The sequence below is a fragment of the Streptomyces sp. NPDC013457 genome (assembly GCF_043089925.1).
GTDB lineage: Bacteria > Actinomycetota > Actinomycetes > Streptomycetales > Streptomycetaceae > Streptomyces.
Genome location: NZ_JBICBL010000001.1, coordinates 844580 through 871036, shown reverse-complemented (window position 1 = coordinate 871036; position 26457 = coordinate 844580). Strand labels below are relative to the sequence as shown.

Below are 26457 nucleotides of genomic sequence, written 5' to 3'. Positions count from 1 at the left end.
TCCGGCTTGGTGGAATCTTGACCGGTGGCGTATCTCACCCGGCGTCAACCTCTCCTTACGGTCGCGTAGGTCACACCCACAAGGGAAAGATGTGGTCCCGTGGCAGACGATTCGAGATCAAGAGACACGCACGTATTCGGGTCGTACGCGGCGATCGGTGACAGCTTCACCGAGGGCGTGGGGGACCCCGGGCCCGACGGGAGGTACGTCGGCTGGGCGGACCGCTTCGCGGTGCTCCTCGCCGACCGGCTGCCGGTGCACGACGCGTTCCGTTACGCCAACCTGGCCGTACGCGGCCGCCTGCTGGACCAGATCGTGGAGGAGCAGGTCCCCAGGGCGAAGGAACTCGCCCCCGACCTGGTGACCTTCTGCGCGGGCGGAAACGACATCATCCGCCCCGGCAGCGACCCCGACGACGTCGCCGAGCGCTTCGAGCGCGCCGTCGCCGACCTGACGTCCGCCGTCGGCACCGTGATGGTGACGACCGGCTTCGACACTCGCGACGTCCCCGTCCTGAAGCATCTGCGCGGCAAGATCGCCACGTACACGGCCCACGTCCGGTCCATCGCGGACCGCTACGACTGCCCGGTCCTCGACCTCTGGTCGCTGCGGTCGGTGCAGGACAGGCGGGCCTGGGACGGCGACCGGCTGCACCTCTCGCCCGAGGGGCACACCCGGGTCGCGCTCCGCGCCGCCCAGGTGCTCGGCCTGGACGTACCGGCCGACCCGGACCAGCCCTGGCCGCCGCTCCCGCCGCGCGGCACGCTGGAGGTGCGCCGCGACGACATCAACTGGGCCAGGGAGTACCTCGTGCCGTGGATCGGCCGGCGGCTGCGGGGCGAGAGCTCGGGCGACCACGTGGCGGCCAAGCGCCCGGACCTCATGCCGCTCGGAGACCTCATGCCCCTCTGAGTACGGCGGGGGCCGGTATCCGCTCCAGGACACCGCCGGCGAACACGTCGTACAGCGGCAGCGTCTCCAGATGGACGTAGCCGATGTGGCAGTCGCAGACGGAGAGCGGGCAGGCGCGCGGGCGCAGCGCGGCGCGGTACGAACCGTCGTACAGATTGCCCAGCTCGGCCTTGACGAAGTGGCAGCGCCGCACCGTCCCGTCACCGTCCACCGAGATCACCGACTCACCGGTCCGGCAGGGGAGACCGGCTGAGGAGTGCGGTCGGCGGCTGTACGGGAAGAGGGGGTCGAGGGCCGTCCAGGCCCCGGCCTCCTCGTCGGTGTACGTGTGCCCCTCGGCCGCGTTCACCCAGAGATAGACCTCGGACGGGAGAGCGTCCCGCAGCCGCCCGGCGTGCTCCCGGTGCTCGGGCAGACCGACGATCCCGACGCTGAAGCGCGTCCCCCGGGCGGTCAGCTCGTGGCACTTGGCGAGGAAGCGGTCGTACGGCGTCTGCCCGGGGTGGTAAGTGCACCAGAGCGCCAGCGTGCCGGGGTCGGCCTCCGCAAGCCACTCCGTACGGCAGCTCAGGTTGGTCTGGATCGCCACCCGCTCGATGTGCGGCAGGTGTGACAGCTCGACGAGCGTCCGCCGGTACCAGGACCGGACCAGTCCCTCGCCCCACGGGGTGAAGAGGATGCGGAGCCGGTCGCCGGTCTGCGCCGCCGCCCAGGCCGAGAACCGCTCCAGCGCCGCGCGGTCGGCGCGGAGCTGCTCGCGGCTGTCACGACGCTTGGCGAAGGGGCAGTAGGGACAGTCGTAGTCGCAGGAGGAGAGCGGTCCCCGGTAAAGGATCGTCAGGTCCATGCCGTCACCCCGCTACCTCGGCTCGTAGGCGGCCATCGCCGCCCGCACGGCAGGGGAGAACAGCGCCGGTCCGAGCGCGTCCGAGTGGGCGAGCCCCTCGGGGGAGAGCCGCAGCAGACCGGCGGGGGCCGTCGCGTCCAGCCAGCCGAGCGCCTCGAACCGGCGCAGCTCGGCGGGGAAGTCGGCGAACGGCGTGGTGCCGAACCGCTCCTCGTAGCCGACCGTGGCCATGCCCCGGGCCTGGAGGAGTGACTGGAGCAGATGGCGTCGGCGCGCCTCGTCCGCGTCGACCCACCGGCCCACCCGTGCCCGTGTGAAGTCCTCCGTCTCGGTGTACGCGTCCACGATCGAGCGGATCTCCCTCATGTCGACCGCGTAGTCGAAGGAGTGGTGCAGCGACGAGGTGTACGAACGGGCCCCGCAGCCCAGACCGATCATCCCGTCCGTCTGGCAGGCGTAGTCGTCGGCACCCTGCGGCGGGGCGTCGGCGCGCCGGAACATCCGCATCGACTCCTGTGCGTAACCCCGCGCGAGCAGATGGTCCCGGCCGTGGCGGTACAACCGCAGCCGCTGCTCGTCCCACTCCCGGTCGGCGTTCGGGGAGAGCCGGCCGAGGCCGGTGAGCGGACGCACGTAGAGGGGATAGAGGTAGAGCTCCTCGGGCGCCCAGGCGAGCGCCGCGTCGAGGGAGCGCGTCCAGGACTCCATGGTCTGGCCGTCGATGCCGTAGATCAGATCGATGTTGAGGACGGGGACGCCGGTGTCCCGGATGCGGGCGAGCGCGGCCTCGACGTCGGCAGGGCGCTGGGGCCGCACGGCGGCGCGTGCCTCGGCCTCCACGAAGCTCTGCACACCGATGCTGATCCGGGTGGCGCCCCTCTCGGCCAGGACCGCGAGCCGGTCGGCGGTCGCCGTCGAGGGCGAGGTCTCGACGGAGAGCGGAACAGCGCGCAGATCGGCCCCCATCCGCTTCTCGGCGATGTCGCAGAGCCGCTCCAGCTCGCCGGCGGTCAGGAACGTCGGCGTACCCCCGCCGAAGGCGGCAGTGGCGAACCGGACCGGCGCGCTGTCGCCGAGCGCCTCGCGGACGGCGGTCGCCTGGCGGTCGAGCGCGTCGAGATAGCGGGTCGTCAGCTCGTCCGGGGCGCCGATCCGGGTGAAGAGGTTGCAGAAGCCGCAGCGGACCTCGCAGAAGGGGATGTGGGCATAGAGGGAGAGCGCGTCCTTGGGCTCGTCCCGCCAGAGCGCCGCGAGCGAGGGCCCGGGGTCGGGGAGCGGACGGTACGCCGTCTTGTGCGGGTAGGCGTAGACGTAACTCTCGTACGGGCGTGGGGTCTCGAGCGCCTCGGGGGTCGCGGTCGGCTCGGTCATGCGGACGCCTCCCGCTGCGGGCCGTCCACGACGAAGTGGGCGTACGGCACGGTCCAGACGACCTCGTGGCCGAGCCGGTGACCGGTGAAGCCGTCCTCCCCGTACGCGGTGCCATGGTCCGAGCAGACGATCGCGAAGCAGGGGCGACGGCTGCTCATGGCCGTGAGGAGCCGGCCGATGTGCCGGTCGACGTACTCCAGCGCCGCCGCGTGCGAGGCGCGGGTGTCCCCGGACTCCCGCTTCGCGCCCGGGAGGTGGAACCAGTTGGGCTGATGCAGCGCGGAGACGTTGACGAAGAGGAAGAGACGCTGCTCGGGCGGGAGCCCGGCGACGATCTCCTCGGCCCTGGTCACCTGGGACTCGAAGGAGGTCGGGGACGTGACCCCGAAGCCGGGCTCCCAGTGGCTCTCCTGGAAGAGCCCGGGCAGTACGGAGCCGAGCGGGCCCTGCCCGTTGAAGAAGCCGACGCCGCCGACGCACACCGTGCGGTAGCCCTCCTCGGCCAGGCCGGAGACCAGATCGGGGGTGTCGTGGACGAACGTGCCGCCGGCGGTGCTCTCGCTGCCCGCGAACCGCGCCGCGAAGAGGCGGGGGTGCGGGCCCTGGGAGGCGGGGGTCGGCAGGAAGCCCGCGAAGATCGCCTGGTGGGAGGCGTAGGTGAAGCTGCCCGGGGCGTGGCGGCGCTCCCAGCGTCCGCCGGGGAGGTGCCGGGCCAGGTTCGGGATGCGGCCGGCGGCGGCCAGCTCGGCCGCCACGTCGTACCGCAGGGTGTCGAGCGTGACCAGGAGGAGATCGTGGCTGCCCACGATCTCGTTCATGTCGGGTGCGTGCTGCTGGTTCACGTGCGGCTCGATCCTGGTGTGCTTGGTGTGCTTGGTGTGCTTGGTGTGCTTGCGGTGCGGGGGGTGTCTTCTGTGGCGGCGGGCGTACGGGCGGGGCCTCGTGCGGGCCTCCCGCGGAGGAGCGCCGCGACCTGGGCGGCGTAGGTGTCCAGGCCCTCCGCGCCGCTGCCCGGGAGTCCGGTGAGCCCGGGGAGGAGATCCCCGAAGGCGTTGACCTCGCCGACGGCGAACCGTCGCCAGCCGACAGCCGGCAACAGATCGACGCCGACGCACCGCATACCGGGAAACGCGTCGGCGGCGGCCTCGCACACCCCGAGCGCGTCCGACCACCGGCCGCCAGCGGCCGAGACCGCGGCGCGCACGGCGCCCAGATCGCCCCGGACGCCGCCGAGATGGAGGTTGGTCATCGGGGAGCGGCTGGTCCGGACGACCGCGTGCGTGGCCCTCCCGTCGATCACCACCACCCGCAGATCGGCCACCCGGCCGCCCTGCGCCGCCTTGGGCAGCCAGCGCTCGATGTGCAGCCCGTCGGGTGCGAGCGCGTCGACGATCGCGGCGACCTCGCGCTCCGTGGTGTAGCGGCGCACCCGGAGCGAGTTGAAGAGGTGTCCCTCAGGACCGTGCTCCACGGAGGTGGTGGCCTGGACCCGGCCGGCCCCGTTCGTCTCCACGGCCAGGACCCCGGAGGCGGACGAGCCGTGGGCGAGCTTCACGAACGCCCGGCGCAGCCCGGCCGCCGCCATCAGGGAGCGGACGTCCGCCCAGCCCCGCACGGGAGGAGCGGCCGCCCCGGACGTCGGTGAGTCCGGCACCGGTACCGCCGCCCCGAGCAGCCGGGCATGGGCGAGCCGCTTGTCGAACAGCACCGCCGGCTCCGCGGGATCGTCGACGAGGACCGCCCCGGCGTCGCCCACGCTCCGCGCGAGCCGTGCCGTCGCCGCCGTGAACGCCTCGTACCAGCGGCCCGTGCCCTCGACCCGGGTCGGATCCTCCGTACCGCGCAACAGCCGGTCGACGTCAGGGTCCTCGCCGGGCGACTCCAGCCGGACCGTCTCGCCCGGGTGGAACCGTGCCCCGCCCCGCAGCACGTCGAGCCAGGGCTCGACCCGCGCTTCGGGCAGCCCGGCTGCCCGCACCGCGTCGCGGAAGAAGGCGACCCGGCGGTTGGCCGGGTTGCCGACGACGACGAGGCGCGGGTGTGCGAGGGCCGCTTCCCCGGCGGGCGGCTGCCCGAGGGGCGGGGAGTACGTCATTCCGCGACCGCGACGTACCGGAAGACCTCGCCGTCGCCGTCGTCCTCGGGCTCCTGCGCGTCGTCGACGTCGACCGTCACCCCGTACGGCGTGAGGGTGTCGACGATTCGCTCGCTCATCTTCTCCGACAGGTAGTGGTGCGAGAGGTCGAGGTGGGTGAGGTGGGTCAGCGGCTGGCCGACGAGCAGCGCCTCGCCCCCCTCGTCGGTGAGCGTGCCCATCGACAGGTCGAGGCTGTCGAGGCGGGCGACGACGGGGGCGCCGGCGACCGCGGCGGCGATCTCGTCCTGGATCACGCTGTTGCGGAGCCCGAGACGGCGCAGGGCGGGGAACCCGGTGCCCGCGAGCAGCGGTTCGAGGTCGGAGACCGAGGAGTCGCCGCCGTACTCGTCGGTGCCGAGCCACAGCTCCAGCTTCTCCAGGTTGGGCAGGTCGCTGCCCGCGATGCCGCGGACGACCTCGGCGCCGAGCCCGCCCGACTCCACCACGAGCGTGGTCAGCGCGGTGTGCCGGACCGTCGGGAAGACGAGCTCCGTGCCGCCGCGCACACCGAACTCCCGCAGGCGGGGGTAGGCGGCGAGCAGGGGCGAGACGTCGGACTGCTGGATCCACGAGATCTCGCAGTCCTCGAAGGTCATGTCCCCCAGGAACAGCGCCTCCAGGCCGGCGAGCCGGTCGCCCGCCGCCTCGACGAGCCGTGCGACGATCGCGGCCGACGACGTGTCGTAGGCCTCGTCCCAGCCGCCGACGATCAGCGCGCGGACCCGGTTCGTGTCGACGTCCGCGAGGAAGCGGTCGAAGACCCGCTCCCACTGCTCCTCGTCCGAGTCGCAGTACGTCGATCCGGAGACGCGCCAGGCCACGGAGGCCGCGTCGGGCAGCTCGGCGGCGGTGTCACGATCCGGGAAATGGAACACGGGCAGGCCGTGAAACTCCTGAATGTATCCCGAAATGGTCATGAGTGCTCCAGACACCGCGCGGCGTTGATCAGCTGACGCGAGCAGTTGTACCAAGCCGCACCGACAACTCCGCGCAGGGGGCGCCGGAAGGCCGTTGTCAGTGGCTGCCTCTAGCGTCGAGTGCGTGGTCGACACGTGGCGTGCCGACCACGGAGGGGAGAGCCATGTACCGGCAGGGAGACGTACTGATCGTGCCCGTCGCAGAGAGCGCGGTGCCCGACCATGTGAAGGACGCCGAGGGGGAGCCGCGAGACGCGCGGGGCCGGCTGGTCCTGGCGCTCGGCGAGGTCACCGGGCACGCCCATGCGGTCCCGGGGCCCGGCCGACTGGTCGCCGAGCCGGGCCCCTTCGGCCCCCTGGTGCTCGAACTGCCTTCGGGAGGCCGGGTGGTGCACGAGGAGCACGCCCCGATCCCGCTGCCGAAGGGCTGGTACAGGGTGGTGCGCCAGCGGGAGTACACCCCGGGCGCGTACCGGATCGTCGCTGACTGACACGGCAACAACCACAACCACAGCGACAGCAACTGCCACAGCGACAGCCGCGGACCGAGAAGACGTCGCGAGGAAAAGGTCGCGCGGGAACGAGGGGGAGAGATGAACGGGACAACGACGGCGGTGGACAGGTGGCGGGCCGTCGCGGCGGCCACCGGGGCGGCCGACCGAGCGGCGGCCGAGGCCGGGGTACAGCTCGCGTACCGCACGGCCGGCCTGGCCGCCCCGGAACGGATCGTCTGGGCGGACTCGCCCAGGGAGGCCGTCGCGCTGGTGCGCGAACTGGCCGACGCGGGGCGCTCGGTGCGCGACGAGGTCCGGACGCGGCCCTGGGCGGAGGAGCGCCGCCGGATCCATGACGAACTCGGCCCTCGTGGCTGGACCGCGCTGTGGACCAGTACCGGCGCCCGGCTCTGGGACGCGTCGCGGACGCTCGCCGACCGCATACGGTCCGCCGTCGTGGACGATGTCGCCGGTACGCCCGACGAGGCCGCGGCCGTACGCCTGGTCCTGCTCGACGCCGTCCTCGGCCAGCACGATGCGGCCTGGCTCGCCGCCTTCGACGGCCGGGGCGAGCGGCTCGCCGGGCTTGCCGCGGTGGCCGCGCACGCGGGCTGGTGGTGGCCGTACGAGAGGGTTGCCGTGGTGTGCGAGCGGCCCGTGGAGCTGCACCGTGACGAGGCCGGACGCCTGGACCGAGGAGACGGTCCCGCGCTCGCCTTCCGCGACGGTTTCGCGCTCCACGCATGGCGGGGCATGTCGGTGCCCGAGGAGTTCCTGGCCGGACTGGGCGGGCTCACCCCCGAGCGGATACGCGCCGAGGAGAACGCCGAACTGCGGCGCGTCATGCTGGAGTACTACGGCTACGAGCGCTACCTCGAGGAGTCGGGGGCCCGCCCCGTCGGCCGGGACGAGGCGGGTGTCCTCTGGCGCATCGAGCTCGAGGACGACGAGGACGTGGTCATGGTCGAGGTGGTCAACGCGACCCCGGAGCCGGACGGCACGTTCCGTACCTACTGGCTGCGCGTGCCGCCCGGGACGACGTCCGCGCGGGAGGGCGTCGCGTGGACCTTCGGGCTCGACGCGACGGTGTACGAACCGGTGGTGCAGACCTGACGGACGCGACAGACCTGAGCGGGTGACCGGACAGGAGTGGCGCGCGGGCGGGGGCGGGGGAGGGTGCTGGGATGGGCGGCGCCGGGGCTGTCCGGCAACCACCGCCGAAGGGACCGCCCGTGACGACCGGTCATCACCACCGCTTCCGTACTCCTGTCCTCACCCCTGTCCGTGCCCGTCTCCTCCGCCGCGCGACGGCCGCCGGTGTCGTGCTCGGCGCGCTCGCGCTCGCCGGCGTCGCGCCCGCGCTCGCGGCGCCCCCCGTGGCCGGACCGACCGCGGCGGCCGTCGGAGCCCCGGCGTCGGCTCCGGATCGGGCGTCGGCTTCCGCTCCGGCTCCGGCGACCCTCACCGTGACCGGGACCGGGCGGGCCGGTGCGGCGCCCGACATCGCGGTGATCTCGGTGGCGGTCGAGGCGCGGGCCAAGACCGGTGAGGAGGCGATGGCGGCCCAGAGCCGTGCGGCGGAGGCGCTGTTCGCCGCACTGCGCAAGCAGTCCGTCGCGGACCGGGACATCCGCACCGAGAGCATCTCCCTGTTCCCGGTCTACTCCCAGGCCACGAACGGGGAGAGCAAGGTCTCCGGCTACCAGGCCTCGCAGAGTGTCTCCGCGACGGTCCGGGACGTCGACAGGACGGGTCAGGTCGTCGGGGCCGTCACCAAGGCGACCGGTGACGCGGGGCGGGTGGACGGAGTGACCTTCGACGTCGCGGACCCTGCCGCGCTGCGGTCCAGGGCCCGCGAGCTCGCCCACAAGGACGCCCACGACAAGGCCGCCCAGCACGCCCGGCTGAGCGGCCACCGGCTCGGCCGGCTGGTGTCCCTCACCGAGACGGACAGCGGCCGCCCCGGCACCGGATCGGCCCCCGAGGCGTCCGCCGACGCCTCGGGAGTCCCGCTGGCCCCCGGCGAGATCGAGGAGCAGGTGACGGTCACGGCCGTGTACGAGCTGCTCTGACGGGCCGCGGCGCGCCGCCGGTCGGCGACGCCGGAGCTACGCCGACGGCCTGTCGCCCGGACGGCCGAGTGCGGGGGCGCGGTCGCCCGTCTCGTCGAGGGAGGAGAGACCGAGTTCTCTGGCGAGTGCGGCGTCGGCCCACTCCAGCATCGCGGCGCGGGAGAGCGATCCGGCGTACGACGTCATCTGAACGGCGAGCCCGTCCAGGAAGGCGGTCAGTCGCCACGCCGCGGCGGCCGGGTCGGGGCACGGGAACTCTCCGGCCGCCGCGCCCTCGCCGATCACCCGCGTCAGGGCCGCCTTCCACTGCTGGTCGAGCGCCCCGGCGACCTCGCGCAGCGCCGGTTCGCGCAGGCACGCCGCCCAGCCCTCGATCCAGAGCCGCCAGCCTTTGGCCTGCCCGGTCGGGGCGTACCACCGTACGGCCGCCCGAAGCCGGCGCAGGGCGCTGGTCCTCCGCTCAAGGAGCCGGCGCAGATGGGCGAGGTCGCCCTCGGCGGCGTACGCGAACGCCTCGGCGACGAGCTTCTCCTTCGTCGAGAAGTGGTAGAGCACGAGTGCGTTGCTGACCCCGAGAGCCGACGCGACATCGGCGATCCGGACGGCGGCCACGCCGCGCGCCTCGATCTGCTCGACGGCAGCGCGGAGCAGCTCTTCACGCCTCTCCGCCACGCTCAACCGCACTCTCGTCACGCCGGTCAGCCTACACACGCGTGCCCCTCGATCATGATCATCTTCTGGCGCGTCGGGCGGCCGTACGAGGGCTCGCGAGTCGGTAGCGGTCAGTAGCAGCCGTACCGCTCCGCGATCTCCGTCAGCCGCTCCTCGACCAGCGCGTGCGCCGCGGCGCGCGGGGTGGTGCCCTCCGCCTCCGCGCGGTCGAGCATCCGGCCGACCAGGGCGCGCATCGCCGTGCGGATGTGCGCGAACGCTCCGTCCGCGTCGGCGCCGATGTCGCCGAAGAGGGTCCACCACCACCAGGCGTTGGTGGCGGAATTGACGACCACGTCGGGCAGGACGGCGACTCCGCGCCCCGTGAGCAGCACCTCCGCCTCCGGGAGGACGGGCATGTTGGCCGCCTCGACGATCCAGCGGGCCCGGATCCGCTCCACCGCCTCGCTGCCGATCGCGTAGGAGACCGCGGCCGGGACCAGGACCTCTGTGTCGACCGCGAGCCAGGCGTCGCCGGGCAGCTCCGTGTCGCCCGCCCGCAGGACGCTCCGGTCCACGGTGCCGTACGGGTCGCGTGCCGCGAGCAGGGCTTCGACGTCCAGGCCGTCGGGGTTGGCGATCGTGCCCTGCACATCGGCGACCGCCACGACGGCGAGCCCCGATCGGGACAGGAAGCGTGCCGTGGCCCCGCCCATGGTCCCGAAGCCCTGCAAGGCGACCCGCGTGCCCGCGTACGGTCGGCCTGCCCGGTCCAGCGCCACGAGGACGGATTCCGCGACCCCGCAGCCGCCCACCAGCTCGTCGAGGCCGATGCCCTCCACCTCGGCCTCGAAGGCGTCGGCGAGCCTTCGGCGGGCCTGCGCCTCGTCGTCCAGGAGCGGATAGACGGCCTGGATCGAGGAGACCAGTCCGGCCTCGGCAGCGGCCCGGTCGACCAGGTCCTGGGTCAGGCCGAGGTCCTCGCCAGTGGTCCAGAAGCGTTCGATGTAGGGGCGCATCGCCTTCAGGTACCGGACCAGGACGCCGTACGCCTCGGGCGAGCGCGGGTCGCAGTCGATGCCGCCCTTGGCGCCGCCCAGCGGAACGTACCGGCTGCTCGGGTCGTAGTGCAGGGCCTCCTTCATGCTCATGCCCCGCGCCAGTCCGGCCACCTCGTCCAGGGTGCAGCCCGCACGCATCCGCAGGCCCCCGCTGGCCACACCGCGGACCAGCCGGTCGACCACCAGATGCCCGCGCCGCCCGGTGACGTGGTCCGACCAGGTGACGGACAGCAGGGGAGGGGTGCTCATGGGTGTTCTCCGAGGTGAGAGGGGGTGAGCTACTGAACGGCGGTTCAGTATGACGCATTCGGCACGGCCGGGAGCCGCGCGGGCCGCCCATAATGGAACGACCCCGACCATCAGGAGGACCCGTGACCGGCACCGGCTCCGACCATTCGCTGCGGGCCAGGCTGCGCGCCCTGCGGCCCGAGGCCTTCGGCGCCGACCCGGCAGGTGAGCGCCTCGAGCGCATTCGCCGCTCGCCGAACTTCGCGGACGGCGTCTTCCAGAATCCCGTGGCCGCGCGGACCAGGCCCAGCGGGTCGACGATCGAGTTCGCGAAGATCTACTTCGACAAGGAGGCGCGGACGCACCGTGCCCCCTCCGGCACGATCCCCGTCCACGCCACCACGCTGGCCGATCTCGCGAAGCCCCCGGTCTCGGGCCTCCGCATCACCTGGATGGGGCACTCCAGCGTGCTCGCGGAGATCGACGGACGCCGGGTCCTCTTCGACCCCGTCTGGGGCGACCGCTGCTCGCCCTTCGCCTTCGCCGGACCCAAGCGCCTGCACCCCGCGCCGGTCCCGCTCGCCGCGCTGGGCCCGGTCGACGTGGTCGTGATCTCCCACGACCACTACGACCACCTCGACCTGCCCACGATCAAGGCGCTCGCCTCCACGGACACCGTCTTCGCCGTGCCGCTCGGCGTCGGCGCGCACCTGGAACGCTGGGGCGTGCCCGCCTCCCGCCTGCGTGAGCTGGACTGGAACGAGTCCACCGAGGTCGGCGACCTCCTGCTGACCGCGACGCCCGCCCGCCACTTCTGCGGCCGAGGCCTCCGCAACACCCAGCACACCCTCTGGGCGTCCTGGGTCGTCGCCGGCCCCGAGCACCGGGTCTACCACAGCGGCGACACCGGATACTTCCCCGGTTTCGCGGAGATCGGGGCCACGCACGGCCCCTTCGACGCGACGATGATCCAGATCGGCGCGTACAGCGAGTACTGGCCGGACATCCACATGACCCCGGCCGAGGGTGTCCAGGCCCACCTCGACCTCCAGGGCGGCCGCCCGCACGGCGTGCTCCTGCCGATCCACTGGGGCACCTTCAACCTGGCCCCGCACCCGTGGGCGGAACCGGGGGAGTGGACGGGCGACGCCGGCGAGGAGCTCGGCCAGGCGGTCGCGTCCCCGCGCCCGGGCGAACCGTTCGAGCCGTCCGGAACGCTCCCCGTGGATCCCTGGTGGCGCGCGGTGTCGCAGCCGCTCGCCCGCCCTTGGCGCCGCGCGGACCGCATGGAGCCGGCCCCGGTCGAGAAGCGAGGAAACGACCTCGACCTCGCAGGCGACCGCTGACGCCACAGGCCCGCCCGCGCCCCGGTTCCGGTCCGGCTCGACCGGCCGGCCGGGGCGGGGTCCTGTGTCGGTGCTCTGCGGCGTCCTGGCCGCCGTGAACACGGAGATGCCGATAGCCGTCTGACGGCGGCTTCTCGCCGACCCCCGCAAGTCATGGGTCCTGTTCGAGCACGGCACGTGTGCCCTCCATGTCGAGGACCGGCGCGACCCTGCGGTCCCGCGTAAGGCAGCGGCTGTCCGGAGCCGTCGGAAAGGCCGTCGGCCAGACCCGCAGCCCGGGCACTCGGCACTCGCCGCGCGGGACGGTACGACCTCCGCCCGTGGCGCCGGCAGCACCGTGTTCTCCCTCGGGGTACCGCCCACTTCCAGCCCTTCTCCGCGACCAGGTCGACAGCTCCCGCGCGAACGGCGTCGATGCGAACGCGAATGCGGGAATCGGCCGATCGCTCCTCGGGGCCAGCGTGCGGGGCACTTCGTGTGGGGCGGTGGTGGAGGTGGTCGAGCGTGCGTGCGAGACCGGGCAGGCGGATTCCGGTCACGGGCCTGTTTCGCCAAGGGCGGCGGCGTGTATACGCCTCCGCCCGCCCCCGCCTCTCTCCGTTCATCCGACCTCACGCACCCTCGTCGAGATCCGGCCACCCGTTCTCGGCCTGTCGTGCGAAGGGTGATAGCAGAGTGGGTCCCCTCTCCGGGGAACTTTGCCAACTGCGCGCCGCGAATGAACGGTTGACGTCTAGAGTGGGTGGTTGGTGATCATCGGTAGGCTCATCCGACCCACGTAGTACACCCCCGTAGTACGCCGACTCCTGGGCACGTACCAAGGACACTCATGTCTCAACTTCGCGCACCCGCCGCGCGGTCCGAACGCCGCGAAGGCGGACGGCACGGCCGGTCAGGCGCTCGTTCCGCTTCCGGTGCGGGGGCTCCCAACCCCGCGCAGCAATCCGCGCCGCTCCCGACGGAAGCCCGCATACGCTCCCAACTCCTGCGCACCTCGGTGCTTCCCGCCGTCGCGGTCGCACTCGGCGGCGCCGCCGCCGTCATCTTCACCGTCCGCTCCACCGGAGCCGGTCCGACCCCCGGTCTCTGGGCCGCGCTGACCGGCGCGGCCGCCCTCACGGTCGCCTCCGTGACCGCGGCCGCGCTCGGCGCCGACCGGGCGGCCAAGTCAGTGCTCGACCGCTGCAACGCCCTGCGCCGATCCAGCGCCCGCGGTCAGAGCGAACTGCGGACGATCGTCGAGCAGTTACGACGCGGCGAAGGTGCCCCGGCCCGCCCGGTCACCCCGCCCGCCGCCTCGTCCGGCGACGAGTTCGACCTGCTCGCCCAAGAGCTCTCCCGCTCCCACGAGGCCGCCGTGGCCGCCGTGGTGCAGGCCTCCCGGCTCTCCAGCAGCGTCGGCAACGAGCAGAAGGTCGAGGTCTTCGTCAACCTCGCCCGGCGCCTGCAGTCCCTCGTGCACCGCGAGATCCAGCTCCTGGACGAGCTGGAGAACGAGGTCGAGGACCCGGAGCTGCTCAAGGGCCTGTTCCACGTCGACCACCTGGCCACCCGCATCCGACGCCACGCGGAGAACCTCGCCGTGCTCGGTGGCGCCATCTCCCGCCGCCAGTGGTCGAACCCGGTCACGATGACCGAGGTGCTGCGCTCCTCGATCGCCGAGGTCGAGCAGTACCCGCGCGTGAAGCTGGTCCCGCCGATCGACGGCACGCTCCGGGGCCATGCCGTGGCCGACGTCATCCACCTCCTGGCCGAACTCGTCGAGAACGCGACGCTGTTCTCCGCACCGCACACCACCGTGCTGCTGCGGGCCCAGTACGTCACCGCGGGCCTCGCGATCGAGGTCGAGGACCGCGGCCTCGGCATGCCGGTCACCGAGCAGAACAAGATGAACGCGCTGCTCGCCGACCCCGACCAGGTGAACGTGGCCCACCTGCTCCAGGACGGCCGCATCGGACTCTTCGTCGTCTCCGCGCTCGCACGGCGCCACGGCATCGCGGTACGCCTCCAGTCCAACATCTACGGCGGCATCCAGGCCGTCCTCGTGCTCCCGCAGGGTCTTCTCGGCTCCGACCCCGAGGGGCTCGCGCGCACCGAGGGCCAGGCGCCCGCCGTGGCCGCCGGCCCGGCGCCCGTACCGCCTCCCCGGATGCAGCAGGCCCCCCAGCAGACCCAGCAGCCCCCCCGGCACGCCCAGCAGGCCCCTCAGCCGCTCCCGCAGCCCGTGCCGGTCCACCAGCAGATCCCTCAGCCCGGCCCACAGCACGCTCCGCAGCCGCCCGCCCGCCCCGCCCACCCGGCGCCCGCAGCCGCACCCGCGCCCGGTCCCGTACCGGCGTCACCGGCGGCTCCGCCCTCCGCCCCCGTACCGCCTCCCGTGCGTACGCCCGGACAGTCACTCCCGCACGTGCCGGTACGCACCCCGGCGCACGCTCCGGAACCCCCGGTCGCCGAACCGACGTACCGGCCCCTGACCTACACCAGTCCCGCCCCAGCCGTGCCGTTCCAGCAGACGGAGGCCGCCGAGCGCGCCCAGTCGGCGGGCCGCCCCCTGCTCCCCAAGCGGCGCGCCCAGGAGCACCTGGTCCCGCAGCTGCGGGACGAGCCCGTGGCCCGCCCGCCCGAGGAACACGCCCTGCACGACCCCGGTCTGATGGCCGCCTTCCAGCGCGGCATCGGACTCGCCGAATCCCAGCCCGCACCCCACCAAGAAGCGCTGCGTCCCGATGACGCGCACAAGGAGTAGATCACCATGGCGAGCAATGTGCCGAACGGCCATTCCTCGGATCTCGACTGGCTGCTGAGCGGCCTGGTCCAGCGGGTCCCGTACACCCGGAACGCGGTACTGCTCTCCTCCGACGGCCTCGTCAAGTCGGTCCACGGCCTCGACACCGACGCCGCCGACCACATGGCCGCGCTCGCCTCCGGGCTGTACTCGCTCGGCCGCAGCGCCGGCGCGCGGTTCGGCGACGGCGGCGAGGTCCGGCAGGTGGTCGTCGAGCTCGACTCCACCCTGCTGTTCGTCTCCACCGCCGGCTCCGGCACGTGTCTGGCGGTCCTGGCCGGGCGCGAGGCGGACGCCGCCGTCCTCGGCTACGAGATGGCGATGCTGGTCAAGAGCGTGCGGCCGTATCTCGTCACTCCCGCCAGACAGGCCGCGGGCGCGGCGGGCATCACAAGGCAGTGAGCGTGGCTTCCTCGCAGGAGGGCCCCTGGCTCGACGACGCGGCGGGCCGGCTGATCCGTCCGTACACCGTGAGCGGAGGCCGGACCCGACCGACGACCGCGCTGGACCTCCTCTCCATGGTGATGGCGACCGGCTCCTCCCCCCAACCGCATATGGGTCCCGAACACAGCCTGGCTCTCGGACTGTGCGCCGGACCCACCTCGGTGGCGGAGATCGCGGCGCACTTACGGTTACCGGCCGTCGTCACCAAGGTCCTGCTCTCCGATCTCGTGGACTGCGGGGCGCTCACCGCCCGCGCGCCCCGCTTCCACGCCAACCCAACCGACCGTTCCCTGCTGGAGGCAGTGCTCGATGGCCTACGACAACGGCTCTGAGCGCCACGAGAGTGGCGCGGCCGACCCGTTCCCCACCGCGCTCAAGATCCTGGTGGCGGGCGGCTTCGGCGTGGGCAAGACGACCTTCGTGGGCGCGGTCAGCGAGATCGAACCGCTGAGCACCGAAGAGCTGCTGACCCAGGTCAGCGCCGCGACGGACAGCCTGGAGGGCGTGGAGTCCAAGACCACGACCACGGTCGCGATGGACTTCGGGCGCATCACCCTCGACGACAGGAACGTGCTGTACCTCTTCGGCACCCCCGGCCAGGAACGTTTCTGGTTCATGTGGGACGAGCTCTCCGAGGGCGCCCTCGGAGCGGTCGTCCTCGCGGACACCCGCCGGCTGCAGGACTGCTTCTCCGCCGTCGACTTCTTCGAGCGGCGGGGGATCGGGTTCGTCGTGGCGGTCAACGAGTTCGACGGTGCGTTCCGCTACGAGCCGGACGAGGTGCGGGCGGCGCTCGACCTGAACCCCGAGGTGCCGGTCGTGCTCTGCGACGCCCGGATCTCCAGCGCCGGCATCCGCACCCTCCTCACTCTCGTCCAGCATCTGCTCACCACCATCCCGGCCCCCGTGCCGAGCTACGGAGCACCGTCATGACCTACGACCCGACCGGTCATCTGCTGCTGACCCCCGTCGACCAGGATGCGCCCGCCCGTGTGCGCCGACTGCGCGAGCTGGGCATCGGGGAGCGTCCGGAGCAGGCGTTCGACGACTTCGCCCGCCGGCTGGCGGAGGTGACCGGCGCCCCGTTCTCGATGGTCAACTTCATCGACGAGAACCGGCAGTTCTTCGCCGGGCTGCACACTCCGGCCGGCACCCACACGGGCAGCGACCTGGGAGCGGCGGCGGCCGGTGGCGGCGTCGGCCGGTACATGGCGCGGGACCACGGCTACTGCCCGCACGTGGTGGTGCGCCGCAAGGCGCTCGTCCTGGAGGACGTCTGCGACTACCCGCGGTTCGCCGGGAACCCGGTGGTGGACGAGATCGGCATCCGCTCGTACATGGGCGCGCCGCTGATCGATCGTACGGGGATAGCGCTGGGCACGATCTGCGTGGTCGACACGGACGTACGGCCGTGGGGACGCGCCGGTCTGGAGAAGATCAAGTCGCTCGCGGCGGAGCTGGTGGAGCAGATCCACCGCCGTGAGGAAGGGCTGATCTGACCTGCCTTCGAACGGCCGGCCTTCCATGGGCGCGCCCCGGGACGACTCAGTGGTCGTGCCGGGGCGCTGCTGTGTGTGCGCGTTCAGGCATGCACGGACTCCAGCCTGAGGAGGTCCGAGAGCTTCTCGGACCAACTGCCCTTGTCCTGGCCGAGGGCGACCTCGGCGAGCCGCAGCAGCTGGATGTCGGAGGTGCCGGCGGGGGCGAAGATGTGGTGCGCGTCGCGGAGGTAGCGCTCGATCGGACGGTTGGTGAAGAGACCCGCCGCCGCGTGGATCTCCATCGCGTTGCGGCCCGAGTCGATCGCCGACTCGACGTTGACCAGCTTCGCGTTCATCAACTCGGCGTCGCAGGAGAGGCCTTGGTCGAGGAGATGCACGGCGTGGTACGCGGCGAGCCGGGCCGTCATCAGCCGGGACTGCATCTGACCGAGCTTCAGCTTGACCGTGGGAAGCTGGTGCAGGGGGTTGCCGTAACGGTGGCGCTCCGCGCAGAACCGGGTCGTCTCCTCCAGGATCGCCTGGTGGATGCCGAGCGAGACGGCGGTGAGGTTGGCCCTGCCGTACAGGACGCTGGAGGAGTACGCGACGGCCAGGCCGTCGCCCTCGTCGCCGAGGCGGTTGGCCGCCGGTACCCGGCAGTTCTCGAAGATGAGCTCGCCGAAGCTGAAGCCGTGCAGCCCCATGGTCTGCTGCTGGGGTCCGAGCCGGAAGCCGGGGCGATCCGATTCGACCAGGAAGGCCGTGAGGCCTTTCGATCCGGGACCGGTCCTGACCACGACGCCGTGCAGATCGCCGACATGGCTGTTGCCGACGAACACCTTGCTGCCGTTCAGGATGTAGTCGTCGCCGTCACGGACCGCATCTGCCGTCATGCCGAGGACGTGACCGCCCGACTCGGGTTCGGTGACCGCGATGGTCGGGAGGCACTCGCCGGCGGAGATGGCGGGAAGCCAGGTCTTGCGCTGGTCGTCGCTGCCGAAGTGGACGATCTTCGCCGTGCCGAGCTGTGAGGCCTGGACCATGGCGCCCATTGCGCCGCTGACCCGGGAGAGTTCCTCGATGATAATGGTTTTGGCCAGATGTCCCGCGCCCATTCCGCCGTATTCCTGGCTGATTGTGGCGCCCAGCCAGCCTTGATCGCAGATGAGCCTCGAGAGTTCATGGTGCACCGAGCGTGATGATTCCATTTCCGCTATTCGCGGCCGGACCTCTCGCTCGGCGAAGTCCCGGACGGTTTCCCTGAGCTGATGATGGAGCCGGCTGCTGAAGTAGCTGTCCATACGAGTACCTCCCCTGCGAAGCCTGCTCGTTCGGTTGTTCGAGCAGGTGGTGCATCGGCAGTGGCCCCGTCCCGAACAGGCCGACACTCCATGGTGTTGATCTTTCTCGGGCGGATCAATATCGCCACCGAGTTTGTCCGAAACCGGAGTGGTTGACGTTTGAAACTGGCTGTGTTTCCGGGGAGTTGGCCAGTTCGAGCGGGTCGCCAGGGCATTCCCCGTGGGCATCTTTCTGCCACATGCCAAAGGCAAAAAAATGCCGGTCATATGGCGGTGAGGCCGGTCGGATCACCTCATGTGCCACCTGTTCACCATGGGGGCGGCCTCGCGGAGGAAGCACCGGTTCCGGGTGGTACCGGAATGTGGGGTCCGCGTGCCGGTGGACCCCTCCCGGCGGCAGGCGGAGGCGGCGTACGGCCCTGCCGGGCGGCGCCGGGGCGCGTCACGGGGAGTGACAGGCGCACGCACCGGCGCGTGCGCCGCGAGGGCGCGCCAGGGGAGGAGCGCCTCGCGTCCCTGTCCGGGTGTCGGTGTCAGTGGCGGGTCGTACGGTCGTCGTATGGCCACTGCCGACGATGTACGCCGGATCGCGCTCTCCCTGCCCGGGGCGGTCGAGAAGCTCGCCTGGGGCATGCCCACCTTCCGCGCGGGCCCGAGCGGAAAGATCTTCGCCTCGCTGGACGACGACGATCAGGCGATAGGGGTGAAATGCCCCAAGGAGGAGCGTGCGGAACTCCTCGCTTCCGAGCCCGCCAAGTTCTTCATCCGCCAGGGCCACGACGACAACTACGCCTGGGTACGTGTCCGGATCGGGGCCCTCGACGACGAGGACGAGCTCCGCGCCATCCTGGCTGATTCCTGGCGCCAGGCGGCGCCGCGCCGCCTTCGGGACCAGTACCCGGAGGTCGGCGCGCCCCCGCAGCAGGGCTGAGCGGAAGGGCTGGATCAGCGGCCGAGAAAGCCCGTGACGCGCTCGCGCAATCCGGCCGGGTCGAGACCGTGGCCCGCCAGATGCTCGTCGATCGTCCCGTACTTCCGCAGCTCGCGGCGGGCGACACCCAGCCCGAGGACGCGATGGGGGAGCGTGGCGAGGGCGTCGTTGGCGGCGGCGGTCGACGTGCCGGCGAGGTACGGCTCGACCAGGACGACGTCCGGGCTTGCCGCGCCGGCCGCGCGGCGCAGGCTCTCGGCGTCGAAGGGTCGTACGGTGGCGGCGTAGAGGACGGTCACGTCCAGGCCCTCGGTCGCGGCCAGGACGTTGTCCAGCATGGGCCCTACGGCGACGACGACGCCGTCGCGCCCCTCCCGGACGGTGCTGAAGCCGGCGGTGACCGGGCGGGGCGTGGTGTTGGACTGCAGCGAGAGCCGTACGTAGACGAGGTCGTCGCCCTCGACGGCCTGGCGCAGCAGTGCTTCCGCCTCGTCCGGATGCCCGGGGACGTGGATCGTCCAGCCGTCGAGGGTGTCGAGCAGGGCCACGTCGCCCGGCGCCATATGCGTCAGGCCACCGGCCGGCCAGTCGTACGACCCGCCGGCGCTCACCAGGACGCCGCCCACTCCCTGGTGCCCGAAGTCCAGCTTGAGCTGCTCGAAGGGCCGCTCGACCAGGAAGCTCGCGAAGGTGTGCATGACCGGTCGCATGCCGGTCAGCGCCAGCCCGCCGCCCGCGCCGATCAGCAGCTGCTCCCGGATGCCGACGTTGATCACGCGGTGCGGATGGCGCCGCTGCGCCTGCCGCAATCCGTCCATGCTGATCTCGGCGAGGACGAGGGCGAGGCGCGGGTCCTCGTCGAGCAGTCGGCCGGTGGTCGAGATGAAGCGTTCGCGCATCGTGTCCATGGTGGGGTTCTCCTCGGAGGGGGTCAGGCGTTCTTGGACTCGACGCGGGCGACGACGGCGCGCGGACGTCCGGGGTGGGGCGCGGTGAAGGCGGCGTACAGCGCCTCGTGATCGCGGCCGTCGACGGTCTCGGCGGACCATCCGGCGGCCTCGAACCGCGAGGCGATCCCGCCGGGCCAGCCGTAGGTGGCGGAGCTGTTGTCGATCACCAGCGTGTGCAGCTGCTCCAGGCCGGCGGGCCCCGCGTAGGCGATGGCCTCGTGGTTGCTGCCCTCGTCCAGCTCGGCGTCGCCGATGAGCACCCACACGTGGGGTTCGGTGAGCCCCTGCGCCCGCAGTCCGAGCACGCTCCCGACGGCCAGCGGCAGCCCGTGCCCCAGCGACCCGCTGCCGATCTCGGCACCCGGCACGAGGGTCCGGTCGGGATGGTGCCCGAGGGGTGAGTCGTACGAGCCGAAGCCGGTGAGCAGCTCCTCGGGGAGGAAGCCCTTGGCGGCGAGGACGGCGTAGTACGCCATCGGCCCGTGCCCCTTGGAGAGCAGGAACCGGTCCCGGTCGGGGCGCCCGACGCTCTCGGGCGAGACGCGGAGCACCCGGTCGTAGAGGACCCAGAGCGCGTCGAGGGTGGAGGTGGCGGCGGGCGAGTGCTTCTCGTCGCCGGTCATCAGGCCCATGAGGCCGTGCAGCCGGTCGACGTCCGTGTTCGTCATGGCACCCACGGTGCAACCTCAAGCTTGGTCGAGGTCAACTCCGTAAAGCGGTTCGTGACCACCCGGGGAAGTGCGGTATTGTTCTCATGCGCGTTCGGCCGGGGGAAACCCCAGGTCAGACGGGCATCGGGACGTGGCGCAGCTTGGTAGCGCACTTGACTGGGGGTCAAGGGGTCGCAGGTTCAAATCCTGTCGTCCCGACTCGAAAGAGTCGCAGATCAAGGGGCCGTTTCAGATCACTCTGAAACGGCCCCTTGATCGTTTTCGGGGGCCGGTGCGGCCCGCCCCAGCGGAACGCGCTCAGGGCAGCTGCTTGTCGAGGATCGTCATGACGGCCAGCCCGATCGGGGCAGCGGTCGTGGCGAGTCCCGCGAGGAGGAAACAGGACCCCAGCGTGATGTCGATGAGCCGCGTGGACGGGTCCTGGAGGACGAGCACCTTCGCGGCGTTCCGCGCGTCGTAGGCGGCCGGGACGGATGGGGTGGTGGCCGGGTGGGAGAAGAGGCGCGTGACGCCGGTGCCGTCCGTGTACCGGTACGTCCCCGGCTCGTCCGCCTGAACCGCGTCCACCGTCACGCCGTGCCTGCGCAGGCGCAGTTGGCGGAACCACGGCACCACGCACACCACGCCGATCCACAGGAACGCCGCGGCGAGGAGACCCAGCGGCACGATGAACACGGCGCCGGCCACGGCCGTACGCTCGGGCCCCGCGATGGCGGTGGTGACGGCCAGGGCGAGGAGTGCGCCCAGGTATCCGAGCATGACCCGCCGCAGTCCGTGCCGGAACGTCTGGAGCCAGGTCTCGGTGAAGGTGCGCACACCGACGACGGCGCCGCCGTCGATGTCCTCGACCGGCTGCGGCAGCAGGGCGTTCACGGCGTCGGCGAAGGCGGCGGCCGCGGCCGCACTCACATCCTCGACCCGGTGGGCAGTGGGTACGGCCCCGGCAAGGGCCCTCAGCTCGACGGTGACGGTCCTGGCCTCGGCATGGACACGAGCGACTGCTCTCAGGGGGATCGTCAGCTTCTCTGCCGGGCGCTCCAGGACCAACTCCTCCTGCTCGGAGCACCGGACGGTGGCGTCGCGGCCCCGCAGGACGGGTATGGAAGACATGATCGACATGGGCGCCATCGTAGGTCGGAGGTCGCCCGTGCAGGCGCCGGCATGGCGCAGCGGTCACGGCCACCGCAGGATCACGTAGCCGCGGTGGGGTACGTCGGCCTCGACGTGGACGTGCGCACCCACCCGCCTCACCGGGACCGGCACCGGGGCCCGGAGGGGTTCCAGGAGGAGGGCCGTCGGATCGGCGTCGGTCGCCACCACGGGGCGTGCCGGGTCGGCGGAGCCGTTGGCGATCGCCAGCCGCCGGCCTCCGTCGACCTCGCCGTACTGCGGGATGAGGTGGGGGCCGCCGGTGACCAGGGGGAGATCGGCGCCGAGGAAGCGGATCATGCGCTGCGCCAGGCGCTGTCCGTCGTCGCAGCGGCCCAGCGACTCGGGCGCGCACGCGGCCATGGTCACGACCCGACCGCCGAGGCTGTTGGTGTACGCGACACGGCCGTCGCCCCAGTGGGTGCGCCGTGGTGTGAGGACGCGCGTCCAGACCTCGGCCCCGGGCGCGGCGCTGATCCTGGCCAGCGCGGGCTGGACGTTCACGCTGAGCAGCGCGTCCGCGTCGAGGACGTGCTCCATGCTGTACGGGTCCGGCTGCGGAGTGTCCCGCTCGACGATCCCGGCCACCTGGACGCCGAGGAACGCGCCGTAGCCACGCTCCTCGAGGATCGCCGCGGCCGCTCCGTCCAGGAGCAGGCCCCCGGCGAGCAGGCGAGGCAGCTCGTCGTCGGGAACGCCCCAGGCGGTGCTGCCGAAGAGCGCCGCGACGGGAGCGGGGCCGGCCTGGACGGGTATGCCGTACGAGAGGAGGAAGCGTGCCGTGCGTACGGGATCGGCCTCCAGGCCGTGGAGCGTTCCGTCGCCCGGGATCGACGCCGCCGTGTCGGGCCACCAGGGGACTCCCACGCCTATGGTCGTGAGGCTGTCGGTGACGGTCGCGTCGAGTGCGGCGCGTGAGGCGTCGAGCATGCGGCCGATGCGGGGATGGCGCGCGGGGTCACCGGTGACGAACGGGAACAGGTCCAGAAGGAGGGCGTCGGCGCCGGAGAGCTGGGCGGTGACCATCTCGGACCATGTCTGTGTGTCGGACTTGCTCCACTCCGTGTGCGTCCAGTTCTCGATCTCCGGTGCGACCTCGATCGTGTCGGGCCGCAGGGGCCTCTGCAGTTCGAGCATGGCGACGGAGTACGACAGGAACGCGGCGGGCTGGTCGCTGTACGGCGCGAAGTGCGGGCGGTGCACGTCGCAGCGGGTGAACACGGCGTTCCAGTCGCGTCCTTCCAGGGACGCCGCCCCCAGGCCGGAGCTCATGATGCCGAGCCGGGCGCGGCCCGCGACGGCGTCCCGTACCGCGTCGAGCGCTTCCAGCTGCGCCGTCCGCCAGGTGCGGCGGAGGATCTCACGCCACGGGTGCACGCCCGCGCCGGTGACGGCCTCGACGAGCTCCTCCCTGGAGGGGCGTTCGCCGGCCAGCTCGGCGAACCGGTCGAGCATGAGGGGCTCGAAGCCGCCGCCCCAGGTGAGGGGAGCGTGGTTGTGGAAGCGGAAGTCGTCCTCGATCCAGAGCACACGGAAGCCGAGGCCGGCGAAGCGCCCGTAGTGCGCCGCGAGCCATGCGCGCCAGAGCGGACACGCGAAGGAGGCGGCGGCGGTGGAGACCTCGCCCCGGGGCGAGACCAGAGGGGCGAATCCCAGGTCCTGCACGCGGCCCCGGTCGGCATGGCCCGCCGTCACCCAGGGGTTGAGACCGAGTGAGATGCCGTGCTCCGTGAGCACCTTGTGCGCGTGGGCGACGTGCTCGAACCAGAAATCCTCGTCGGCACCCGCCGGATGGCCGGTGTGCAGTTCCTCGGAGCCGTAGATCAGCACCACTTCGTCGATCGCGTGTGCGACGCAGAACTCGCCCAGTTCGCGCGGGTCCTGCCCGGGAAGAAGCTGATAGCGCAGGTGGTAGCGCGACGTGCCGGCCATGACTCGGTGTCCCCTGTCCACGCGGGTGCGGTGATGACGCAGGGATCCGCGGACCTGTCTCGCCTCGGGCGCGACCTCGCGCACCCCCTCCCTGCGGCAGGAGGAGAGTAGCGCACATTATTAAAATCGCTAGGCTTATTGCTCCTCGTCCTCCACCGCCGGCCTCGCACGCCACGAGGAAGCCGCTAGACGGTCGCGGTGTCCGACTTGTTGGCCAGAGCGATGTCGGACTCCATGTGCTCCAGAGCCAGCCTCGCCGCTCCGATGGCGACCGAGTCGCTGCCGAGGCCGGATGCCACGACCTCGGGCGGATAGAGGCAGGTCCGGTTCAGGTGCTCCTGGATGGGCTCCACCAGCAGGGCGCCGCCGCTCGACAGCGAGCCTCCGATGATGACCATCTCCGGGTCGAAGGGCCCCACCACGGTCACCAGGCTCTCCGCCAGCCCGACCGCGAGCGCGGTCACGGCCTCCGCCGCCCGCGGGTCGCCCGCGGCGGCCTTGTCGAAGGCGAACTCGGCGGCCTGCGCCGGTGAGCGCAGCTCTCCCGGTTCGACCGCCGTCGCGAAGTCCATGGCGGGGCCGAACACCTGCCAGAGCCCGGTGGCGTGCTCGGCGATCTCGCCCGAGGCCGAGTGGGCCCCGCGGTACGGCTTGCCTCCGATCAGCATGCCCAGTGACATCCGGTTGCCCGCGAAGAGGTAGAGCACGTCCATGCGCGCGACGGCGGCGCCCCGCCACTGCTCGGCCAGGACGGCGAGCCGGACGTCGTTCTCGACCACCACGGGCGCCGAGATCCTGCCCGCCAGCTCCTCCTGCAGCGCGAGGCCCGACCACCCGGGCAGTACGGAGCTCTTCACGACCCGCCCGGCGCCGTCGACCACTCCGGTGGTGCCCACCCCTACCGCCATGGGGCGCTGGCCCAGCTCCTCCGCGCAGTCGGCGACGAATCGCTCGATCGCGTCCAGGCGTTCGTCCGCGGTCATGTCGGGGAAGATCGCCGCCTTGCGGGACTGCGTGACCTGCCCGCTCAGATCGACCCCCACGGCCTGCAGCCGGTAGGCGCCCACGCTCAGCCCGAGGACGCGTCCGGCCGACGCGCGGAAGCGGTATCGCTTGGCGGGCCGGCCGCGCTGACCGCGCTCCTGGCCGCACTCCTCGGCCCATCCCTGCTCCAGCAGTTCGTCCATGATCGTCTCGACCGTCGGCCTCGAGACCTGCACCTGCTGGGCCAGCTCGGTCAGGGTCGCGGCCGCGGAGCGGTTCCGCAGGACGCGCAGAACGGCGGCGGAGTTCAACCGCCGCAACAGGGAGGCGTCACCGCCGTGCTGGTTCATGGCCGACATCCTACTTACGAAAGTTCGCAGGGAAACGATGGTGCTGCGGATTTCGCCGTAGCCCGTCTCCGGTCTCTGATGTCAAGGCTCCGGTTGCCGTGACATGCAGGGATGCCGGGAACGGCAAGGGGCGCGGTGGTCTCGGCCCGGGAGGCGGCTCGGGGGGAGCTTCAGAGCTACTTACCAAAATCATTTTAATATAAGTCTTGACCCGTCACGCCCCGCGCTGTTGACTCCTGCCTCATCCGAGTCCCCGGACCGACTGAGGCGCAACACCTGTGATGAGTACGACGACCGCGTCGACGACCCGGCTCCGCCCGGGCACCCGACGGACCCTCCCGCTCGAACGGCCGGGCCCCACGCCGGCCCCGGCGTCTGCCGACGTCCTTCCCGCCCTCACGCGTCGCAGGAGGTGAACGTGTCGGCCCCCGCATCGGCTTCTCCCCGTCCCGGCACGCCCGATTCCGCTCCGCCGCCCGACCGACGCACACGGTCGCGTACCGACGCCGCGAAGACGGGCAGCGAGGTCGCCGTCCGACGGCGATTCCGTCACCGTCTCAAGCGTGACCGGATGCTGCTGCTCCTCTGCGTACCCGGCATCCTGTACTTCGCGGTGTTCTTCTACCTGCCGCTGGCGGGCAACGTCATCGCCTTCCAGGACTACCAGACGTATCTGGGCTTCCAGCAGAGCCCGTTCGTCGGCTGGGCGAACTTCACCGCGCTGCTGGAGCAGCCCGAGTTCTGGTCCGCGGTGTGGAACACCCTGGAGATCAGCGTCGTCCAGCTGTTCCTCTACTTCCCGGCGCCGATCGCCCTCGCCCTCTTCCTCAACTCTCTGATCAGCGGCAGGACCCGCCGGCTGATGCAGACCGTCGTCTACCTGCCGCACTTCCTGTCCTGGGTCGTGGTCGTGGGCATGTTCCAGCAGGTCTTCGGCGGTGCGGGCACGGTGACGAGCCTGCTCAACGACAACGGGATCCCCGTCGGGAACATCATGAACAACCCCGACACGTTCATCCTGCTCCTCACCTCCCAGGCCGTCTGGAAGGACGCCGGCTGGGGCGCGATCATCTTCCTCGCCGCCATGGCGTCGATAGACAACTCGCTCTACGAGTCGGCGGCCATGGACGGCGCCGGGTGGCTGCGCCGCATGTGGCACATCACCCTGCCCGGCATCCGCCCCGTCATGATCATGCTGCTGATCCTGCGGCTCGGGGACATCCTCTCCGTCGGCTTCGAGCAGATGCTGCTCCAGCGTGACGCCGTCGGCGCGGAGGCGGCGGAGGTGCTCGACACCTACGTCTACTTCCACGGCGTCGTCGACGGGGACTGGGGCATGTCCACCGCCGCCGGCCTGATGAAGGGCGTCATCGGATTCGTCCTGATCGTCCTCGCGAACAAGCTGGCTCACCGCCTCGGCGAACAGGGGGTCTACCGATGACC

25 protein-coding genes and 1 tRNA gene are annotated in these 26457 nt (G+C 71.8%); 13 read left to right on the top strand and 13 right to left on the bottom strand.

The annotated features are described in order from the left end of the window. The first annotated feature begins 99 nt into the window (after positions 1 to 99). Positions 100 to 912: an SGNH/GDSL hydrolase family protein gene (locus tag ACF1G2_RS03870; protein ID WP_391796689.1), complete on the top strand. Its 813-nt coding sequence runs from the start codon at positions 100 to 102 to the stop codon at positions 910 to 912. On the opposite strand, the gene ACF1G2_RS03865 is transcribed toward ACF1G2_RS03870, so the two are convergent. Genes ACF1G2_RS03865 through ACF1G2_RS03845 form a run of 5 tightly spaced genes read right to left on the bottom strand, consistent with a single transcriptional unit; the run spans position 899 to position 6184 of the window. After that, on the bottom strand, positions 899 to 1759 hold the full coding sequence (locus ACF1G2_RS03865) for an STM4011 family radical SAM protein (protein ID WP_391796688.1): 861 nt from the start codon (positions 1757 to 1759) through the stop codon (positions 899 to 901). The two genes, ACF1G2_RS03870 and ACF1G2_RS03865, sit on opposite strands and share 14 nt — an antisense overlap. A gap of 12 nt (positions 1760 to 1771) precedes the next feature. Continuing rightward, a complete protein-coding gene (locus tag ACF1G2_RS03860; RefSeq protein WP_391796687.1) occupies positions 1772 to 3130 on the bottom strand; it encodes an STM4012 family radical SAM protein in 1359 nt (452 codons plus the stop codon). Further along, the gene (locus ACF1G2_RS03855; protein ID WP_391797029.1) at positions 3127 to 3948 is read right to left on the bottom strand and encodes an STM4013/SEN3800 family hydrolase; all 822 of its coding nucleotides are present in this window, start codon (positions 3946 to 3948) and stop codon (positions 3127 to 3129) included. Before ACF1G2_RS03855 ends, ACF1G2_RS03860 begins: the two co-directional genes overlap by 4 nt. Positions 3949 to 3968: 20 nt before the next feature. Next, positions 3969 to 5225, bottom strand: coding sequence for an STM4014 family protein (locus ACF1G2_RS03850; RefSeq protein ID WP_391796686.1), 1257 nt, complete (start codon positions 5223 to 5225; stop codon positions 3969 to 3971). Then, positions 5222 to 6184 (bottom strand): STM4015 family protein, encoded by a 963-nt coding sequence (locus ACF1G2_RS03845; protein WP_391796685.1) that lies wholly within the window; start codon positions 6182 to 6184, stop codon positions 5222 to 5224. Before ACF1G2_RS03845 ends, ACF1G2_RS03850 begins: the two co-directional genes overlap by 4 nt. A gap of 164 nt (positions 6185 to 6348) precedes the next feature. Between ACF1G2_RS03845 and ACF1G2_RS03840 the strand changes: the two genes are divergently transcribed. The 3 genes from ACF1G2_RS03840 (at position 6349) to ACF1G2_RS03830 (ending at position 8750) form a co-directional block, all read left to right on the top strand. Beyond that, positions 6349 to 6675 (top strand): hypothetical protein, encoded by a 327-nt coding sequence (locus ACF1G2_RS03840; protein WP_391796684.1) that lies wholly within the window; start codon positions 6349 to 6351, stop codon positions 6673 to 6675. Between the two features lie 102 nt (positions 6676 to 6777). Next, positions 6778 to 7791, top strand: coding sequence for a DUF6745 domain-containing protein (locus tag ACF1G2_RS03835; RefSeq protein WP_391796683.1), 1014 nt, complete (start codon positions 6778 to 6780; stop codon positions 7789 to 7791). Positions 7792 to 7910: 119 nt separating this feature from the next. Then, on the top strand, positions 7911 to 8750 hold the full coding sequence (locus ACF1G2_RS03830) for an SIMPL domain-containing protein (protein ID WP_391796682.1): 840 nt from the start codon (positions 7911 to 7913) through the stop codon (positions 8748 to 8750). Between the two features lie 36 nt (positions 8751 to 8786). On the opposite strand, the gene ACF1G2_RS03825 is transcribed toward ACF1G2_RS03830, so the two are convergent. Both ACF1G2_RS03825 and ACF1G2_RS03820 read right to left on the bottom strand, forming a co-directional pair. Continuing rightward, on the bottom strand, positions 8787 to 9443 hold the full coding sequence (locus ACF1G2_RS03825; protein ID WP_391796681.1) for a TetR/AcrR family transcriptional regulator: 657 nt from the start codon (positions 9441 to 9443) through the stop codon (positions 8787 to 8789). Positions 9444 to 9532: 89 nt separating this feature from the next. Further along, a complete protein-coding gene (locus ACF1G2_RS03820) occupies positions 9533 to 10711 on the bottom strand; it encodes a Glu/Leu/Phe/Val dehydrogenase dimerization domain-containing protein (protein WP_391796680.1) in 1179 nt (392 codons plus the stop codon). Between the two features lie 122 nt (positions 10712 to 10833). Here ACF1G2_RS03820 and ACF1G2_RS03815 point away from each other — a divergent pair, with 122 nt between their 5' ends. The 6 genes from ACF1G2_RS03815 to ACF1G2_RS03790 all read left to right on the top strand — a co-directional run bounded on the left by ACF1G2_RS03815 (position 10834) and on the right by ACF1G2_RS03790 (position 16764). Beyond that, a complete protein-coding gene (locus ACF1G2_RS03815) occupies positions 10834 to 12036 on the top strand; it encodes an MBL fold metallo-hydrolase (protein ID WP_391796679.1) in 1203 nt (400 codons plus the stop codon). An 829-nt stretch (positions 12037 to 12865) separates the two neighbouring features. Then, entirely contained in the window at positions 12866 to 14782 is a 1917-nt protein-coding gene (locus ACF1G2_RS03810) for a sensor histidine kinase (RefSeq protein WP_391796678.1), read from the top strand. Between the two features lie 6 nt (positions 14783 to 14788). Then, positions 14789 to 15223 carry a roadblock/LC7 domain-containing protein gene (locus ACF1G2_RS03805; protein WP_383774637.1) on the top strand — a complete coding sequence of 145 codons (435 nt, stop codon included), beginning with the start codon at positions 14789 to 14791 and terminating at the stop codon, positions 15221 to 15223. Between the two features lie 2 nt (positions 15224 to 15225). Next, positions 15226 to 15597 carry a DUF742 domain-containing protein gene (locus ACF1G2_RS03800; RefSeq protein ID WP_352186157.1) on the top strand — a complete coding sequence of 124 codons (372 nt, stop codon included), beginning with the start codon at positions 15226 to 15228 and terminating at the stop codon, positions 15595 to 15597. Continuing rightward, positions 15575 to 16198, top strand: coding sequence for an ATP/GTP-binding protein (locus ACF1G2_RS03795; protein ID WP_391796677.1), 624 nt, complete (start codon positions 15575 to 15577; stop codon positions 16196 to 16198). The genes ACF1G2_RS03800 and ACF1G2_RS03795 overlap by 23 nt, the downstream gene beginning before the upstream one ends. Next, positions 16195 to 16764 (top strand): GAF domain-containing protein, encoded by a 570-nt coding sequence (locus ACF1G2_RS03790; protein WP_391796676.1) that lies wholly within the window; start codon positions 16195 to 16197, stop codon positions 16762 to 16764. Before ACF1G2_RS03795 ends, ACF1G2_RS03790 begins: the two co-directional genes overlap by 4 nt. Before the next feature lie 83 nt (positions 16765 to 16847). Here the strand turns inward: ACF1G2_RS03790 and ACF1G2_RS03785 are convergent, their stop codons facing one another. Further along, positions 16848 to 18047 carry an acyl-CoA dehydrogenase family protein gene (locus ACF1G2_RS03785; protein WP_391796675.1) on the bottom strand — a complete coding sequence of 400 codons (1200 nt, stop codon included), beginning with the start codon at positions 18045 to 18047 and terminating at the stop codon, positions 16848 to 16850. Between the two features lie 559 nt (positions 18048 to 18606). Between ACF1G2_RS03785 and ACF1G2_RS03780 the strand changes: the two genes are divergently transcribed. Next, positions 18607 to 18978, top strand: a complete 372-nt coding sequence (locus tag ACF1G2_RS03780; protein ID WP_391796674.1) for an MmcQ/YjbR family DNA-binding protein — start codon at positions 18607 to 18609, stop codon at positions 18976 to 18978. A 14-nt stretch (positions 18979 to 18992) separates the two neighbouring features. Here the strand turns inward: ACF1G2_RS03780 and ACF1G2_RS03775 are convergent, their stop codons facing one another. Together ACF1G2_RS03775 and ACF1G2_RS03770 are read right to left on the bottom strand one after the other, a co-directional pair. Then, positions 18993 to 19886 (bottom strand): transketolase family protein, encoded by an 894-nt coding sequence (locus tag ACF1G2_RS03775; protein WP_391796673.1) that lies wholly within the window; start codon positions 19884 to 19886, stop codon positions 18993 to 18995. Positions 19887 to 19909: 23 nt separating this feature from the next. Then, positions 19910 to 20596 (bottom strand): transketolase, encoded by a 687-nt coding sequence (locus ACF1G2_RS03770; RefSeq protein WP_391796672.1) that lies wholly within the window; start codon positions 20594 to 20596, stop codon positions 19910 to 19912. Between the two features lie 127 nt (positions 20597 to 20723). Between ACF1G2_RS03770 and ACF1G2_RS03765 the strand changes: the two genes are divergently transcribed. Further along, positions 20724 to 20797, top strand: a tRNA-Pro gene (locus ACF1G2_RS03765). Positions 20798 to 20896: 99 nt separating this feature from the next. On the opposite strand, the gene ACF1G2_RS03760 is transcribed toward ACF1G2_RS03765, so the two are convergent. The 3 genes from ACF1G2_RS03760 to ACF1G2_RS03750 form a co-directional block, all read right to left on the bottom strand. Next, complete coding sequence (locus tag ACF1G2_RS03760; protein ID WP_391796671.1) at positions 20897 to 21718, bottom strand: hypothetical protein; 822 nt, start codon at positions 21716 to 21718, stop codon at positions 20897 to 20899. 54 nt (positions 21719 to 21772) lie between these two features. Beyond that, positions 21773 to 23680, bottom strand: coding sequence for a hypothetical protein (locus tag ACF1G2_RS03755; protein ID WP_391796670.1), 1908 nt, complete (start codon positions 23678 to 23680; stop codon positions 21773 to 21775). Between the two features lie 185 nt (positions 23681 to 23865). Next, a complete protein-coding gene (locus ACF1G2_RS03750; RefSeq protein WP_391796669.1) occupies positions 23866 to 25014 on the bottom strand; it encodes an ROK family protein in 1149 nt (382 codons plus the stop codon). A 574-nt stretch (positions 25015 to 25588) separates the two neighbouring features. Between ACF1G2_RS03750 and ACF1G2_RS03745 the strand changes: the two genes are divergently transcribed. After that, entirely contained in the window at positions 25589 to 26455 is an 867-nt protein-coding gene (locus ACF1G2_RS03745; RefSeq protein ID WP_391797028.1) for an ABC transporter permease, read from the top strand. Positions 26456 to 26457: the final 2 nt, after the last annotated feature.

Excerpts from the sequence above, each read along its gene's own strand:
- ACF1G2_RS03865 (WP_391796688.1), bottom strand. The coding sequence starts at position 1,759 with ATGGACCTGACGATCCTTTACCGGGGACCGCTCTCCTCCTGCGACTAC.
- ACF1G2_RS03860 (WP_391796687.1), bottom strand. The coding sequence starts at position 3,130 with ATGACCGAGCCGACCGCGACCCCCGAGGCGCTCGAGACCCCACGCCCG.
- ACF1G2_RS03855 (WP_391797029.1), bottom strand. The coding sequence starts at position 3,948 with ATGAACGAGATCGTGGGCAGCCACGATCTCCTCCTGGTCACGCTCGAC.
- ACF1G2_RS03850 (WP_391796686.1), bottom strand. The coding sequence starts at position 5,225 with ATGACGTACTCCCCGCCCCTCGGGCAGCCGCCCGCCGGGGAAGCGGCC.
- ACF1G2_RS03845 (WP_391796685.1), bottom strand. The coding sequence starts at position 6,184 with ATGACCATTTCGGGATACATTCAGGAGTTTCACGGCCTGCCCGTGTTC.
- ACF1G2_RS03840 (WP_391796684.1), top strand. The coding sequence starts at position 6,349 with ATGTACCGGCAGGGAGACGTACTGATCGTGCCCGTCGCAGAGAGCGCG.
- ACF1G2_RS03835 (WP_391796683.1), top strand. The coding sequence starts at position 6,778 with ATGAACGGGACAACGACGGCGGTGGACAGGTGGCGGGCCGTCGCGGCG.
- ACF1G2_RS03820 (WP_391796680.1), bottom strand. The coding sequence starts at position 10,711 with ATGAGCACCCCTCCCCTGCTGTCCGTCACCTGGTCGGACCACGTCACC.
- ACF1G2_RS03810 (WP_391796678.1), top strand. The coding sequence starts at position 12,866 with ATGTCTCAACTTCGCGCACCCGCCGCGCGGTCCGAACGCCGCGAAGGC.
- ACF1G2_RS03805 (WP_383774637.1), top strand. The coding sequence starts at position 14,789 with ATGGCGAGCAATGTGCCGAACGGCCATTCCTCGGATCTCGACTGGCTG.
- ACF1G2_RS03795 (WP_391796677.1), top strand. The coding sequence starts at position 15,575 with ATGGCCTACGACAACGGCTCTGAGCGCCACGAGAGTGGCGCGGCCGAC.
- ACF1G2_RS03790 (WP_391796676.1), top strand. The coding sequence starts at position 16,195 with ATGACCTACGACCCGACCGGTCATCTGCTGCTGACCCCCGTCGACCAG.
- ACF1G2_RS03785 (WP_391796675.1), bottom strand. The coding sequence starts at position 18,047 with ATGGACAGCTACTTCAGCAGCCGGCTCCATCATCAGCTCAGGGAAACC.
- ACF1G2_RS03780 (WP_391796674.1), top strand. The coding sequence starts at position 18,607 with ATGGCCACTGCCGACGATGTACGCCGGATCGCGCTCTCCCTGCCCGGG.
- ACF1G2_RS03775 (WP_391796673.1), bottom strand. The coding sequence starts at position 19,886 with ATGGACACGATGCGCGAACGCTTCATCTCGACCACCGGCCGACTGCTC.
- ACF1G2_RS03770 (WP_391796672.1), bottom strand. The coding sequence starts at position 20,596 with ATGACGAACACGGACGTCGACCGGCTGCACGGCCTCATGGGCCTGATG.
- ACF1G2_RS03760 (WP_391796671.1), bottom strand. The coding sequence starts at position 21,718 with ATGTCGATCATGTCTTCCATACCCGTCCTGCGGGGCCGCGACGCCACC.
- ACF1G2_RS03755 (WP_391796670.1), bottom strand. The coding sequence starts at position 23,680 with ATGGCCGGCACGTCGCGCTACCACCTGCGCTATCAGCTTCTTCCCGGG.
- ACF1G2_RS03750 (WP_391796669.1), bottom strand. The coding sequence starts at position 25,014 with ATGAACCAGCACGGCGGTGACGCCTCCCTGTTGCGGCGGTTGAACTCC.